Origin of the sequence: Microbulbifer discodermiae (assembly GCF_040742695.1) — a bacterium.
Classification (GTDB): domain Bacteria; phylum Pseudomonadota; class Gammaproteobacteria; order Pseudomonadales; family Cellvibrionaceae; genus Microbulbifer.
Window position 1 is genome coordinate 15038 of sequence record NZ_JBFLAB010000051.1, and the last position, 14887, is coordinate 29924.

At 58.6% G+C, this 14887-nt stretch carries 12 protein-coding genes; all 12 read left to right on the top strand.

Annotated features, from left to right (window positions below):
• Nucleotides 1–41 precede the first annotated feature (41 nt).
• The 12 genes from AB1S50_RS15460 to AB1S50_RS15515 are packed head-to-tail and all read left to right on the top strand — an operon-like array spanning nt 42 to nt 14805.
• Complete coding sequence (locus AB1S50_RS15460) at nt 42–317, top strand: hypothetical protein (RefSeq protein ID WP_367151840.1); 276 nt, start codon at nt 42–44, stop codon at nt 315–317.
• The gene (locus tag AB1S50_RS15465; RefSeq protein WP_367151841.1) at nt 318–1019 is read left to right on the top strand and encodes a hypothetical protein; all 702 of its coding nucleotides are present in this window, start codon (nt 318–320) and stop codon (nt 1017–1019) included.
• Between the two features lie 58 nt (nt 1020–1077).
• The gene (locus AB1S50_RS15470; protein WP_367151843.1) at nt 1078–2679 is read left to right on the top strand and encodes a hypothetical protein; all 1602 of its coding nucleotides are present in this window, start codon (nt 1078–1080) and stop codon (nt 2677–2679) included.
• Nucleotides 2679–4964, top strand: a complete 2286-nt coding sequence (locus AB1S50_RS15475) for a phage tail tip fiber protein (RefSeq protein ID WP_367151845.1) — start codon at nt 2679–2681, stop codon at nt 4962–4964. The genes AB1S50_RS15470 and AB1S50_RS15475 overlap by 1 nt, the downstream gene beginning before the upstream one ends.
• The gene (locus tag AB1S50_RS15480; RefSeq protein ID WP_367151846.1) at nt 4961–5356 is read left to right on the top strand and encodes a hypothetical protein; all 396 of its coding nucleotides are present in this window, start codon (nt 4961–4963) and stop codon (nt 5354–5356) included. Before AB1S50_RS15475 ends, AB1S50_RS15480 begins: the two co-directional genes overlap by 4 nt.
• Nucleotides 5340–5702, top strand: a complete 363-nt coding sequence (locus AB1S50_RS15485) for a DUF4376 domain-containing protein (RefSeq protein WP_367151848.1) — start codon at nt 5340–5342, stop codon at nt 5700–5702. Before AB1S50_RS15480 ends, AB1S50_RS15485 begins: the two co-directional genes overlap by 17 nt.
• A 46-nt stretch (nt 5703–5748) precedes the next feature.
• A complete protein-coding gene (locus tag AB1S50_RS15490; RefSeq protein ID WP_367151850.1) occupies nt 5749–6144 on the top strand; it encodes a hypothetical protein in 396 nt (131 codons plus the stop codon).
• Nucleotides 6141–6902, top strand: coding sequence for a hypothetical protein (locus tag AB1S50_RS15495; protein WP_367151851.1), 762 nt, complete (start codon nt 6141–6143; stop codon nt 6900–6902). Before AB1S50_RS15490 ends, AB1S50_RS15495 begins: the two co-directional genes overlap by 4 nt.
• 6 nt (nt 6903–6908) lie before the next feature.
• Nucleotides 6909–7376 carry a hypothetical protein gene (locus tag AB1S50_RS15500; protein ID WP_367151852.1) on the top strand — a complete coding sequence of 156 codons (468 nt, stop codon included), beginning with the start codon at nt 6909–6911 and terminating at the stop codon, nt 7374–7376.
• Between the two features lie 2 nt (nt 7377–7378).
• Nucleotides 7379–7663, top strand: coding sequence for a hypothetical protein (locus AB1S50_RS15505; protein ID WP_367151853.1), 285 nt, complete (start codon nt 7379–7381; stop codon nt 7661–7663).
• Between the two features lie 11 nt (nt 7664–7674).
• Nucleotides 7675–8961: a hypothetical protein gene (locus AB1S50_RS15510; protein ID WP_367151855.1), complete on the top strand. Its 1287-nt coding sequence runs from the start codon at nt 7675–7677 to the stop codon at nt 8959–8961.
• Between the two features lie 60 nt (nt 8962–9021).
• A complete protein-coding gene (locus AB1S50_RS15515) occupies nt 9022–14805 on the top strand; it encodes an LPD1 domain-containing protein (protein WP_367151857.1) in 5784 nt (1927 codons plus the stop codon).
• Nucleotides 14806–14887 lie beyond the last annotated feature (82 nt).

Consider the following 14887-nt stretch of genomic DNA (forward strand, 5'->3'; position numbering starts at 1 on the left):
TTAATGAACCCCTTATTTTTCGAGTATCAGGAGTGCAGACCATGCCAACCGGCAATCGACCCAAACGCAAGACCGCAACCAAATCGACCCAACCGGATACCGGGGAAAATCCGCAGGCATCTTCCTCGGCGGCTGACGAGTACGTGATTACCGGGGAGCAACTGCAGCAGCTGCGCCAGTTATTGGGGGGCATAGTGCAGACAGGCTCGGTGTTTGATCCCGACCCGGTAAAGATGTACGGCGGCATGATTCAATCCAATCGAACCCTGGCGACACAGGCGGCGGATGTGTTGCAGAAGCTGCGCCCGGTGACCTGAATGCGCCACGCCTTCTTATACAGTTACGATCCCCAAAACGGCCTGCAAACACAGGCCGTTGTTGTATCTGATCTGCGCGATATAAACCGCATGATGGAAGTGGCGCGCAGCAAGGGGCTGGATGAGACCAGCGCACAGATGCGGGAAGTGATTGCGGCCTATGTGGGCTATCCGCCCCACATGGATCTTGTGCACCAGTGGGCAGAGGCGGCGGACAGGGCGGCATTGGAAGCGGAGCACCCCTGGCTGGCATTTTATCGGGGCGAGGCAGTGGCGTTGCCGGAGGACGACCCAGGGCTGCGTCAGGCCGAGGTGGATCAGTTGGTCGCGGAGTTTTATCGCCGGGTCTTTAAGGCCGAGCGGGCGGAGCGGTTGCGGGCGATCAAGGTGACGGTGGACGGCAAGCAACTGGATGGGGACGAGACGGCCCAGACCCGTATGGCGCGGGTGGTGACCATCGCCCAACACCAATTGCTTAATGGTCTGATTGATTACCTGGAAACACAGCAGGGCAACACAGCGTTGACCACGCCAGAGTTGGTCAGCGGCCTGTTGACGGCATTCAATCAGATTCGCCAGGACCAGTCGGCCCAATGGATGCTGTCAGACAATAGCGCCAGCACATTCACCCCGAGTCAGTTGTGCGAGGGGTTGCACCTGGCGATGCGGGAACAGGAAAGTTTGTGGGGCTTCGATTCGTGAAGAGGATTAGACAGCCTTTGTGGAAAACCATTCACATAACGCAAGCGGAGGAGTAAGTGTGGCCAAAATCAATAGCTATAACTTCGCTGGAGAAACTCCCCGGATCGATCCCAAGCTCCTGGACGGCCGTTTTGCCACCCGGGCAATGAATGTGGAACTGCGCCGGGGACAGATAGCGCCGGCCTGTGCACCGGCGGAAACAGGGCAGACCCTGGATACGGCTACACAGACCCTGTACCTGTTCAACCGTGAGGGCAATGAGGGGCAGGGCTTCTGGTTTGAATTTGCCGGCGATGTGGATGTGGTGCGGGGACAGATTGCCGGGGATACCACGGAGCGCACTTATTTTACCGGCGATGGTGTGCCCAAAATCACCGACGCCACCCTGGCCACCGGTGGCGCAGGCCCCTATCCCTCCGGGGTGCACGACCTGGGCCTGCCCGCACCCTCCGCAGCCCCCTTTGTGACTGGCCCGGACGGGGAGCCCCCGGAAGGTGGTCAGTCGATCGATACCGCCTATATCGTCACCTTTGTGTCGGCGCGGGGAGAGGAGGGGCCGCCCAGTGTGCCCTCGCGCATTGTGGCGCGCTGGGACGGGGCCACGGTGGCGTTGAGCGCGATTCCGGTGGCCAGCGGCAATTTTGTGGTGCAGACCAAACGGATCTACCGGGCCGAATTAACCGGCGCCTTTCAGTTTGTGGCCGAGATCCCCGCCGCCCAGGGCAGCTTTAGTGACAGTGTGGAGTCAGAGCAGTTGGGGGAATCCTGTCCCAGCGGCGACTGGATAGCGCCGGACCCGAATATGACCGGGCTGACGGCGCTGCCCAATGGGGTGATGCTGGGGGCCTTCGGCAATACCCTGGCTTTTTGCGAACCCTTTCAGCCCCACGCCTGGCCGATCCGCTATCAGTTGGCGATGGCTTATGATTTTGTTGCGGCGGCGGTGATTTCGAGCGGTGCGGTGATCGCTACGACCGGCAAGCCCTATCTGGTGGCCGGTTCCGAACCGGCGGCCATGAGCCTGGTACCACTGGATGAGGTTCACGCCTGTGTCAGCAAGCGCTCCCTGGTGGATATGGGGGAATATGTTATTTATGCGTCACCGGACGGGCTGGTTGCGGTGGGGGGCACCGATGCGCGTCTGGTCAGCGAACCACTGATACTGCCATCGCAGTTTAGGGAACGCTTTAACCCATCGAGCATTCACGCCTATCGCTTCGAGGACCGCTACCTGGCGTTTTACGACAATGGAATCGAGCGGGGCAGCTTTAGTTTTTCCGTGCAGGAGGGGTTTCGCTTTTACGATGTGACGGCGGACACCGCCTACCTGGACGAGGCCAGTGGCGAACTGTACCTGTGTCAGGCGGGCGTGGTGAGCCGCTGGGGCGCCGGCCCGGACTCTCCCTACACCTGGCGCAGTAAGGTGTGGCCAACCCCGCTCGGGGTGGGATTCGCCGCGGCCAAGATCGACGCGGATACCTATCCGGTGGATTTTGACGTTTACGCCGACGGTGAGCTGCTGCACAGCCTGTCGGTGATGGATGGCCACGCCTTTCGGTTGCCCAGCAGGCGCCGTTACCGCCATGTGCAGTTCGAGCTGCGCGGCACTGCGCCGGTATCGAATATCCAGCTGGCCGGCAGTATGAGCGAGATCAGCTGATGGCCAGGCGTCCGACCGGATTACAAAAAGTTTCTCCAAAGGTGGACCGCGCCATCCGCGCTCCTCTGGAAAAATTGCGGGAACTGGTGGAGGTGGGGCTGGGTGCGCGCGGTGATCCCCTGGACCGCAATCTGACTATTCGCGATTTGATTGATATGGGACTGGCACAGCTGCGCAACTCGGTGCGCTTTCCCATACCCGGCGACGATCTGATTCCCACCAACCCGGCACCCGACCCGATTGTGCCGCCGGCCCCCACGGGCTTTGCGGTGACCAACGGTTTCAGCCATGTGTTTTTGCAGTGGAACAATCCCAACAGCCAGTACCGGGGCCACGCCTACACCACTATTTACCGGGCCACCGAGGACAACCTGGCCAATGCGGTGGCCATCGGCCAGTCCACCAGCTTTTTGTATGCGGATGTGGGGCTACAACGGGAAGTCACTTATTACTACTGGATCGCCTATACCTCGATCACCGATATTGAGGGGCCGCACAACGGGGCGGCGGGTACCGCCGGCAGTACGGCGCCGGACCCGGCGCTGGTGCTGGAGAGCCTGTCGGGGCAGATTCGGGAAACGCAGCTGTATCAAGCCCTACAGGACCGCCTGAACCTGATCGACAACCCGGCGACGGGACTGGTGGACAGTCTCAACAATGAAATCAGCAGTCGTCAGCAGGCGGTCAACAGTCTGCAGCAGCAGATTGACGGCCTGGTGGTGGCCACGGATGTGGAGATTTTTTATCAGCCGGAGGCGCCGACCCCGGAACAGGCCAGTGGCGGTGTGCTGGTGGAGGGATCCCGCTGGTTCGACACCGACGATAACAATCACCCCTATGTATACACGGAGGATGACGGCCTTTGGCACGATGCCCGCGACCAGCTTGTGCTGACGGTGGAGGCCAATTTAACTGCCGAGCGGTTGGCGCGGATCGCGGCGGACGAAGCGCAACTGGCGCGCCTGGATGCCATGGAGTTGACGGTCAACGATCCGGTCAATGGTGTGGCGGCCAATGCCGGTGCCATCAGTGCCCAGAACCTGCGGATCACCAGCAATGAAGAACAGCTGGTGGCCCAGGCCGGGCAACTGGACAGCCTGGAGCTGACGGTGTTCGATGCCAATACCGGTGTGGGCGCCAATGCGTCCGCGCTGGCCGCCCAGGCGCTGGAGATTATCCGGGTCGGCGAGGATATCGCGGCCCAGGGCCAGGACATCGCCGGCCTGCAGGCGACGCTGGAAAACCCCAACAGCGGGTTGGCGGCCAGTGCAGCGGCCATCGATCAGTTGCAGATTGATGTGGCCTTTATCGACGGGGAGTTGCAGTCCCAGGCCACGGCCCTGACCCAGGTGCAGACCGAATCCGGTGAAAACACCACAGCGGTACAGGTGTTGCAGCAGAGCGTGGATGGCATCGAAGGGCAGTTTACGGTCAAGATCGACAGCAACGGCTATGTGGCCGGGTTCGGCCTGGCGGTGACCCAGAACGAGTACGACGGCACCCAGCACAGCGAAATGATTTTCTCCGTGGACCGGTTTTCCGTGGGTGCGCCGGGGAAGGCCGAGCTGGCTTTTATTATCGACGGCAACCGGGTGGTGATGGATGGCGCGCTGATCAAGGACGCCACTATCAATACGGCGCAGGTGGGCAGCATCGCGGTGGACAGGATCACCGGGATCAACGCGGCCTTTGTGCTGGCCCGTATCGGCACCGGCAGTATCACCAATGCCTATATCGGCGACTTTATCCAATCGGACAGCTTTGGCAATTCCGGCGGTACCCAGGGCTGGCGCATCGACAAAACCGGCTCGGCCATTTTTAACCATATTTTTGCGCGCGGGAATATTGAGGCGGATCGGCTAAAGGCCAATGCCGCCGATATCATCGACACTCTGCATATAAAAAACAATGCGGTCACGATAGCGAAATCAGTCAAGATCCCGAATCAAACTCTAATCTATCCAGGCGCAAGGGCTGTATTGGCAACCGCCAGTTTCAACCCGGAGGGCGGCGGATATCATGTGATAGTCACCGGGGAGTTTTACCAGTGGGAGGATGGGGCGGTTGAAGTGGAACTGTTTATCAATGGTGTGCACCGGCAGAGCAATGTGATCTGGCAGGACGTGGGGGGCAGCTCGAATATGAACTGGTCGGTACCGGTGTCCATGAGTTATGGCGGCAGCAGTGCGTCGATTGTGACGGTAAGGGTGACCGCCAAGCACCTCGAACATAAAGGCGGGTATATGCGCAATGGCAATTTATTGATTATGGGAGCCAAAAAATGACGCTTTACGTTGTTGTCTTCGATCCATCCAATGGGCGGATTCACTGGACCGTGACAGGTGCAACCCGGGAAGATCTGGAGATGTCGGTTCCAGAACATCTGGACTGGATGATTGTCCCGGACGATGTGTATGTAGATGTTAATGCTGACTATATAAAGGATGGAGCCATCGTCAAACGACCACTTATGGAGGTTACCTGGCGCTACGATGCTGCAGCCAGGGATATTGTTGTGGAAAAAATCCCGGTTGGTGCCATGGTGACGGTGCGCAACTGGAAGGGGGTGGTCAACGACGGATTCATAGTTTGGCGGGTTGCCGAGCCGGGCTTCTACAGAATTTATATTGACCTATTTCCCTACCAACCGGAGTGGATTCATGCCGAGATTACCTGAATACGATCCACTGGATGTCCCCGCCACGCGACAACAAGTCAATGACTGGCGCCGAGACCAAGAGGAAGCGCCTTTGCTGGTGGACGGCTTTTTCCTGGATGTGGATCGGGAGAGTCTGCACCGGATGGAATTGCGGTTAAACCACTGGGATCAGATGGGTACTGCAAGCGTCGCCTGGATGACCGCCGAGAACCATCAGCTGTGGCTTGCCCAAAATGACCTGCGCAAACTCTACGACAATGCCTTGGTGGAAAAATCCCGGCGCAGTGCGGCACTGCATAAGGCTGCGCAGCAATTCAAGCGCGATGGTGCCACGTTGCGGCAGCTCAGGGAATGGAAGGCTTAACCCGCCCGAAGCCGGATTAATTACCACTGCTTAATCTCTATTGCCTATGTTGGTGTTGCAACCTTTTTGCACGTTGGCAGCCTTTCAGGAGCCAATCGAGGCAATCGGTACGCGCTGTGGTGTGCCGGATCTTTTTACACAAATTCGATGCGGCGTGGCCAATGGTCGCGCCTTTCTAATGACTGACGATGACAGTTTTTGCGTGCTGCGCCCAAGAATCGAGAAAGGGGACAAGGTGATCGAGGTTTGGGCCGCGTCAGGTAAAGGTGGCAATGCAATCCGCGCTCACTTTCCGCAGGCACAGCAAATGGCGCTGGCGGTTGGCGCCAAGTATTTACAGTTCTGGACGGTGTTGCCGGCGCTAAACCGATTGGCCCGGCGTCTGGGGTTTGAGCCCCATCGCACCGAGGGCGATTTTACGATCTGGAGGATGCCTTTGTGAAACTTTCCATGGTCATTGATTCCGATGACAAGGGTCTGTACGACCAGCTTCCCGGTACGGGAGAATTTGACAACTTTCAGCCCTTTAGATTGCGGCGGTTATTCCATAAGGGTGGTGACAATAAAATCAAAGAGACCGCCGACGAAAAAGCCTTTGCGGATGTGGTGGCGCAAAAGTGGAATCACTATCAGCAGAAATACTCTGGTCTGGAGCAGGCGTTTATGGACCGGGTGGACGCGCAGGACAGTGAAGCGGCCATGGATTTTGCCGAGGGATCGGCGAATCAGCACAGCCGGGCCGAGTTCAGTGAGGCCAAGGCGGGTCTTCAGGACAATCTGGTGTCGGCAGGCATCAATCCCAACAGTGGCAAATTCAAAGCCGCCACCAATCAGATGACGGTGGCCGAAGGGAAGTCCACCGGCGAGACGGTGACCCGTGCCTGCAACAGCCAAAAGGACCAGTATGTCACCGGGTTGCAGAACATCGTCAACATGGGGCAGGGCAAGTCGGCTACAGCCACAGCGGGCATGGGTGGTTTGGCTGACGCTGCGGCCGATAAAGCGGCCGACGATGCCGCCCAGGCGTTTAATGAATCGGCCCTGACTCAGCAAGCGGTTGGCACCCTTGCGGGGGCGGCGGCGAGCTATGGGCTCGATAGAAAGCAATCGATGAAGCCCGGTTATGCACTGGAGACCGAGGCGCTTCCAGAAAACCAGACGGCCGATATTGGACTCAACTACGGCCAGATAGTGGGGTAATTCAATATGGGTGCATTCGATAACGCAATGGATCAGAGGCGCGATCAAGCGTATGGGGCTAACTCCGGGCGGGGAGGTGTGTATTTTGATGGCAGTGCGGAGAACACACTGGCCAGGATTTACCGCGCCGAGTGGCAGGATTATCTAAAACGCTTTGCCCCTTACGAGGACAAGGCCATCGACTTCGCCACCAACCCGGAGGCAGTGACCGAGGCGGTGGACCGGGCGGGTGAGGCGATGGATCAGAGCTTTGCCACTTCAAAGGAAAGTCTGCAGCGGGACCGCAGTCGCTTTGGCTTGTCGATGAGTCCACGGGAACAGGCCAGCGAAAGTCGTTCCAACGCAGCCAGTGGAACCGCCGCAAAGCTGGCAGCCAGAAACAATACCCGGATGCATGTGCAGGACCGTCAGCAGCAGGTCATGTCCGGCACGGGCGCCATCGGGTTGAGAGAAGCGATTAGCGAGGGCCGTTAACCATGAGCGGAAGTTACGGATTAATCAGTGTTGGTCGCGGTGTGAAGCGGGACGCGATGCAGGGACTGGAACAGGTTGCGCAGCAGGAGCGCGAGCGGGACATGCGCAACGACCAGCTGGAAATGGCCGAAAAGCAGCAGAAGGCCACCAATGTCAGTGCCGGTGCCGGTATTGGGGCCTCCATGGCCGCTGGTGCTGAGACTGGTGCCTTTGCCGGGCCTATGGGGATGTTGTATGGGGCGGCCCTGGGCGCGTTGGCTGGCTGGGCAACCGGTGAACTTTTTTAAGGGGAAACAGAATGGCTGGATTAAGCACGGCCAATGCGGCCCATGGCTTTATGCAGGGTTTTGGCTTTATGGAGAATGTGAAGGACCGGAGGCTTCAGCGGGATCGCCAGGTTAAAGCGGATGCGCGGGCGGAAGAGGAACTGGCTCACCAGAGGCAGCGCCAAGGTCTGGCGGATGCACGCCAAACTGAGCGATACAACCGGGAGCTGGCGGAGTACAACCTAAAACAACTGGGTCGGGTTGCATCGATCATCGAATATGGCGGTAATCCAGATACGCCAGAGATGGCCGCACTGCTGTCTTTACCGGAGACCATGAAAGGACTGCGAGAGGGTCAACTCCCGTTGGAGTCGCCGGAGGTTGCGCAGGCGGTACAGGCGACCTCCCCCGATCTGATCAGCGGCAGTGAAGTCGCCGACGAACTTGGGGGGGTCGCTTTCCTGACCCGTGGTAAGCAGCCGGGTACGGTTGTCATTGGTATGCGGCGCAACGGTGAGATTGTCCCCAAAACGGACCGGCAGTCAACGGCACAGGAAGACCCGGTACATCAGTATCAGGTAGACCCATTGATGAAGCGGGGTATGGGTTGGGCAGGGCAGATAGACATCCTCAAAAACAATCCCAAAGAGCGGCGTGCACTGTTGAAGGCACTTGGGATGCTGAAAGACCCCGAGCCCAATAAAAACGCCACCGAGTTGGAAAAGCTGCTGATAGCACGGGCGAAAGCAGAGCCAGGAAGCGATGAGCACCAATCACTTTCGGCGCGGATTCAATATTTGGAAGACCCCAGAAAGCCGAGCGGACCGGAAAAACCGATTATTAAGACCGTGAAAGGAGAGGACGGGTTTAGCGAAACATTGGTGCGTGTCGATCCCAAAACCAATCAGTTGATTCCCCTTGAAGCGCCCCTCAGCAAAGCGGAATTGATGCCCAAGGCCGAAGCCTATGCGAAGACTCGTATCGACGAGACTGCGGGATACTTCTCCAGTGACGGTACGGATTTTAAGCCCTGGGGTGGCAGTCGGGAGCGCGCCAGGCAGTATTTTATTCAGGAATACCTGAATCTGTATGGTGCCGAGCAGGGTGGTGGACAACAGATGGCTTCCGGTGGAAACCCGGATATTCGAACAGTGCCCGGCTACCCCACGCCAACGGAGCGTCAGGTCCAGGGTCTATACCAGCAACCAAACCAAGCATCGCTGTTTTTGAGTAAATTCGGCTATCTGCCTGAAGGGTTTGAGATCCCGGATGAAACTCAGGTTGTCGATCTACCCGAGGTTCCCCGCCCGGGCGTTTAATCTTCCTCATTGACCGCGCTGTTCGGCAGCGGTTTTCCTTTCTTCAATCTGGTGGCTGTTATGCCTGATTATTTTGACCAACTGGAGCAACAGGCTTCCGGGGGCGATTACTTTGATCAATTGGAGCGGCCCGATAGTGCTCCAACTGATACTGATGCGCCGCAGCCTGGAATGCTGGAAGACCTGAAAAACCATGCTTGGAGTGCTTGGAAGGACGGCTATGCCGGCGAACTGAAAACGGTCGAGGTTCTGGCCAGAAGTGAGACGGCAGGAGATCTGTCGGACGAACTCGCCCAGTCATCCAGCCGTAGTCGGGAAAACCTCAGTCGTAATGCTAAAGAGGCAATGTGGAAGCAGTGGGCGGTGGATGTTGATCCGGGCCGCTCGCAAATGAATATGCGCGGAGAACCTGTCAGCCGGTATGAGGCGGGAGAAGCCTGGGGAGATCCGCACGCATGGAATGCCTTGATTGGTAGTGTGGCCGGGTCCATGGGGTCCATGGTGTCCACAGGTGGTCCGCTGAAAGGGGTGATTAGTGGAGTGCTGGGTAGTATCTCCAAGAGGATAGGAATAAAAGCGGCGCGGGAGCGTAGTCTTAAAGAGGCAGCGGATGAAGGTGGGGAGGAAGCAGTCACGGCATTGAAAAAGAAGTATGCCGCTCGGGATGCTGCGACCAATTCCGTTGTTGGGGCTCTGAGCTATGGCATGGCCGAGGGTGCGATGGTTGGGGGCCAGGTGGCGCGGGAGGTGGAAGATCACATTCTGCAGATGCCGGCCGCAATCCTTACCGAGGCGCCATTGTTTCAAGAGACTTACTGGGGGCTGCGTGACAAGGGAGCAATGGACCACGGGGATGCGTTCAAGCAGGCGCGCGAGGCGACCGCTGCCATATTGGGCGAGAAGGGACTCTACCGGGCAGGCGTTCCCGCAATGCTCCTGGGCACAGTGGCAGGTCGATATATCGACAAGGCGCTGACCGGAAAACTGCAGGGGTCTCGACCGGTACGCGCGGCCAAAGGCGCCTTGGTTGAGATGCCGACTGAAGCCGCGCAAGGCGCGGCGGAGCATCTTGCCGCCGGTTACTCCATTCAGGAAGCGGATGTGGAACATGATCCCTCTGCAGGGCTCGCCAACGCGGTGGTGGCCGAAGGGTTGGGTGGCACTATTGCTGGCGGTGGCCTTGGGGCCTTGTCGCGGACTCCACGGGAAATCGAGGCGGAGGTAAAGGCCAGAAAGCACCGCCGGACACTGAATACGAAGGAACTGAACTCCGAGATTGAGGCGGAAATCCTCAAGATGAACGAGGAAGCGTCCTATGTGCAAAGCCTGGAGGCTGCACGCCAACAGATAGCGCCCAATTTCGATGTGGATCTCTCTCTGGATGGTACCACCATGCCGGAGGCCGGCGCACCGCCGGAGGGTACTGTTGACTATACACCCTATGCTCAGACGATGGCGCCGCTGGAGGTCGATCCGGCTGCGGTCGAACCCGGCAACGCTATCGAGTTCGAGCGGTCTGAAATTGACAGTAAAGACCGGGCTGCACTGTCCCTGGAGCCGTTGGAAAGGCGGGAAGAGGGTATTCCTTACGAGCCGCCGTCGCGTATCGATTCCCTGGCTCAGCGCCTGGAAGAGCGTGGCGCGCGGATCGAGACCCAGGGCTCTGCGCCCGAGGTTGAGGAGTTTCAAACTGAGGAGTTGAAACTGTCCGAGTCGGATCTCAAGAAAGCATTGGAGGAGTCGGAGGCGGATGCCATTCCGACTTCTGATATGGATGTCGCCGCCGAGGAAGCCCCCACCTCCCCGAAAAATGATGTTGCTGAGCCAAATGGCGCTCGGAAAGAGGTCGACAAACCCGTAAACACAACACCGGCTGGGGCCGAATCCAGCACGGGCGACGCAGCCACGATATTGGAACAGACGGCGGCCAGGATGGGCTCTCTGGACAAATTGCGCAGCTATGCGCGGGGTCGGTTCGGAAAACAGGCTGCTGAAGGCATGAAGGCGGAGATTCAGGCTGCCTGGGACAAGGTGGAAAAATCAGGGCAGGGAGTGGGGGGAAAGCAGGGGGCTTCGCCCGGCGATTCTGTCCAAGATATAGAAACAGCTGCCAACGAAGCCGCTACCAGCCCGCTGAACAACCTGCCTGAACCAACGGAGGCGCAGAAGGAGGCGGGCAACTACAAGGTCGGCAAACTGAAGCTGCACGGCCTGGAATTGTCTATCGAAAATCCTCGCGGTTCTGTCCGCTCCGGGACCAGCCCGGACGGCAAGCGTTGGCAAAACACACTCCCTCATCATTACGGCTATATCCGCAAAACCGAAGGCGCCGACGGCGACCATGTGGATGTTTTTGTGGGGCCGGACGTGGATTCGGAGCGGGTGTTTGTGGTGGATCAGGTGAACAGGGACGGCAGTTTCGATGAGCACAAGGTTCTGCTGGGATTCAGTGACAAAGCCAAGGCCATCGCCGGTTACAAGGGTGCCTATGACAAGGGGTGGAAAGTCGGGCCGGTGACGGCCATGGAGTTGGCGGGATTCAAGGACTGGCTCAAAGGCGACACTTCCAGGCCCGTCAGCCAATCCTTTCCGGCATCGACATCGGCAACGAAAAAGCGCCAGCCGTCCAGGAGAGAAAAACGCGAGCAGCCGCGTAAAAAAATCGAAGACATTGGCGAGAAGATGGCCGGCGCGCGCAAGGACGCATTCCAAAACAGCACCGCCGCTTTGAAGTCCGGGGACCTCGCCAATCAGCCCCTTGGCAAGATCTGGCCGAAGGACGCTTTTCAGGATCTGGGCAACCCGTTTGTCGAGGCTTTCGCCCATGCGGTCCGTGCCACCATTCCCGCCAAGCCCCGAAAGCCTTACAAGCGAAAGCGGTGGGTGGAGGAAGTGGAAACCTTGCGCGACTTTCTCCAACAGGATGTGCTGGATCAGTTTGAGCGTGGCCAGCTTGATGCGGATCTCGTGCTGAAGCGTATGCGTGGCAGTTCCGCGCTTGCGGGCCTGGCGGAGAAGATCGGCCTGATGGTGACGCTGGACAAGTCCGACTGGAGCCGCATTGGCCGGGTTAGCTATCACCCCGAGACCCACTCCTATACCAGGGATGGCAAACAAACCCCTTCGCGAGCCATGCTGTCCGTGGAGATAGATGGTCACCACGAAAGCTTCTATGGCGACAAGGCCCGGATTCCCGCAAAAAGCCTGTTTGCGCAAGTGGTGAAGCGCTTGCAGTCCGCCGCCAAAGAACCGTCGCGCAAGGAACTGGATCGCTTCGAGGTTCGGGGGAGAAAGGATTACGCCGCTATTGTCCGCAAGGGCGACAAGGAATACCGCCCGCTGAAAACCTTTACCGGCGACAAGGCCGGCGCGGACGCGCTCAAGTTCAAGCGCGCGAACATCCCGGCGCTGAATGCGGAGTGGGAGAAAGTCAAAGCGCGGGACAATGTGGGTAAGCGGGACGTACGGCTTCTGGAAATGGCGCCGAGGGTCGGTGCTGAACATCGCGTCGGCGATGAGGATGTGGAGCCACAGGCGTTTATGGACACCTTTGGCTTTCGCGGTGTCGAGTTCGGCAACTGGGTCAGGCAGGGCGCGGATGGCCGCGAGCGCCAGGGGCTGCTCAACCAGGCGTACGATGCGCTGATGGACCTGGCGGCGATTCTCGATGTCCCGCCGCTGGCGCTGTCTCTTAATGGTGGCCTGGGGTTGGCGTTCGGTTCCAGGGGCAAGGGTTCTGCCTCGGCGCACTTCGAGCCCAACACCTTCGTGATCAACCTGACCAAGACCAAGGGGGCCGGCACCCTGGCGCATGAATGGTTTCACGCCCTGGATTACTATTTTCAAGCGCAACGCAATGATCCCTTTCTCGGCACGCTACGGAGAGCCACATACATCACCTACAGCCCCGAAACCTATTACGTGCACAAGCGTGATGGCATGTCGTTACCGGCCAGGGATTTTGAGCCGATGGCGCAAGGTGGCGAAGGCTCGCGGGGCCAGCGTTTTATCCCGGCGCGGTTTGACCGTGACAATTGGCAAAAGGTCGAGGGCGTGCGACCGGCCGTGGAGATGGTGTTCGCGGAGCTGGTTGAAACGCTGAACGCCTCGCCAATGCGCGCACGCGCATCCATCATCGACAAGGATAAGGTCGATGGTTACTGGTCGCGGATTATCGAGCGGGCCGCACGGGCCTTCGAGAACTATGTGATTGCCAAACTGGCGGACAGCGGCGCGCAAAACGATTACCTGGCCAGTGTCGCCAGTATCGAACAGTTCAAGCGCAACCCGGAGCGCTACCCCTATCTGTTGGAATCTGAAATGGCGCCGGTAAAGCAGGCGTTTGATCAGTTGTTCTCCACCCTGAAAACCCGCAGCACCGACAAAGGCGTAGCGCTTTACGCGCTCGGTACCGGCAAGGGCATTCAACCGGCACTGGCCAAGGCCGCGCTGAGCCGCGTTAAACAATCGGTAGGCGTTGATGCCAAGGTGGTGGCCGATGAATCCGGGCTGCCTGTGGCTCTGCGCCGGCAGATTGAGTCGGATGGCGCCACCGGGCGGGTGCGTGGCATTTACCACGCGGATACCGGCACCGCCTATATCGTGGCGGGCAACCTCAATAATCCTGCCGATGCCGTGCGTGTCTACCTGCACGAGGTGGTCGGTCACAAGGGCATTCGCGCGGTCACCGGCAAGCGCCTGGATCTGGTGTTGACCGAAATCTATCGGGACATGCCGTCTGATGTGCGCGATACGCTGGAAGGCAAATATCGCAGTCAGCTGCAGGGGTTGAGTGGCCCCGAGGCCAGACGCCGGGTGGCGGATGAGTATGTGGCGCACCTGGCGGAGAACGACCCAAAAAATAGCCTGCTGCAACGCATCATCGCCGTGGTGCGCCGCTGGTTGCGTCAACTGGGTCTGACTGCGAAGTGGACCGAAGCGGATATTGTGGCGCTACTGGCCAGGGGAAAGCGGGCCTTGCGTCGGAGGAACAAGGGCAAGAGAAGGGGGAAAGAAAGCAAAGGAAAAGCGCAAGGGGTTCTCTATGCGGCGGAGCGCCGTGCCAACGACTATGTGGTAGCCCTCTGGAAACTACTGGCGGGCCATGACGACCTGTTCCGGGTACCGCCATCGGAAGCCAAAGACTTCGCCGACATTCTGCGCGAGACGGATACCGGCATTCAATTGGATCAGGTTCACGAGGACGACAGCGCAAGGGGCAAGGCGGTGGCGCGGCACTGGCTGTTGAATGTGCCCCAGCAAAAGCAGGGCAGGGATGGCAAGACCCTGTACAAGCCGGTGGAGGTGCTGGAGAACCGAGACGGCGAAGTATGGATCAATGTATCCCGTCTGGATGCTGGTTTGGGTGGCGGTTGGAGACTGTATGCCATTGTAGGCAACTATGCCCACAACAACGGCAAGGTGTTTATCGGCGACCCCGACGGATTGAGCGACGCGGCCCTGCTGAGACGCACCGAGCATATGCTGTCCAGCGCCTTGAAATTCGGTTCCACCAAGCATCTTCACCCACATCCAAGACAGCAGTATCCAGATGGTGGAATGGAGTGGATACAGCCCCTGCGCTTCGGGGATTCCGACACGGATAATTTGCGCCGGCTTCTGGAGGCGTCCTATCATAATGTTTCCAGCCTGCTGCCGGAGATCAAGAATGTCCGCTTCGACTTTGAAAAAGGTGAATTCACGTTCGCTCGAAGCTTTGTTGGCAAAGTTGGAAAAACAGAGCACCGAGGAAGGCGAGGGGACCCCGTTCCTGACGGTTTCTTTAGCAGGCTGTTGAAATTGTCCCGCATCATCAGCGGCTTTGATAAAATTCTCGTACGATAAAAACTAGGTCTTACTCCGACATGCGTGGCGCTGATATCACTCAAGAAGCTCTTTTTACAACGGTACACCTCGAGAGCTTCGT

Coding starts and splice junctions, on each gene's coding strand:
- AB1S50_RS15460 (WP_367151840.1), top strand. CDS start 42: ATGCCAACCGGCAATCGACCCAAACGCAAGACCGCAACCAAATCGACC.
- AB1S50_RS15465 (WP_367151841.1), top strand. CDS start 318: ATGCGCCACGCCTTCTTATACAGTTACGATCCCCAAAACGGCCTGCAA.
- AB1S50_RS15475 (WP_367151845.1), top strand. CDS start 2,679: ATGGCCAGGCGTCCGACCGGATTACAAAAAGTTTCTCCAAAGGTGGAC.
- AB1S50_RS15480 (WP_367151846.1), top strand. CDS start 4,961: ATGACGCTTTACGTTGTTGTCTTCGATCCATCCAATGGGCGGATTCAC.
- AB1S50_RS15485 (WP_367151848.1), top strand. CDS start 5,340: ATGCCGAGATTACCTGAATACGATCCACTGGATGTCCCCGCCACGCGA.
- AB1S50_RS15490 (WP_367151850.1), top strand. CDS start 5,749: ATGTTGGTGTTGCAACCTTTTTGCACGTTGGCAGCCTTTCAGGAGCCA.
- AB1S50_RS15500 (WP_367151852.1), top strand. CDS start 6,909: ATGGGTGCATTCGATAACGCAATGGATCAGAGGCGCGATCAAGCGTAT.
- AB1S50_RS15505 (WP_367151853.1), top strand. CDS start 7,379: ATGAGCGGAAGTTACGGATTAATCAGTGTTGGTCGCGGTGTGAAGCGG.
- AB1S50_RS15510 (WP_367151855.1), top strand. CDS start 7,675: ATGGCTGGATTAAGCACGGCCAATGCGGCCCATGGCTTTATGCAGGGT.
- AB1S50_RS15515 (WP_367151857.1), top strand. CDS start 9,022: ATGCCTGATTATTTTGACCAACTGGAGCAACAGGCTTCCGGGGGCGAT.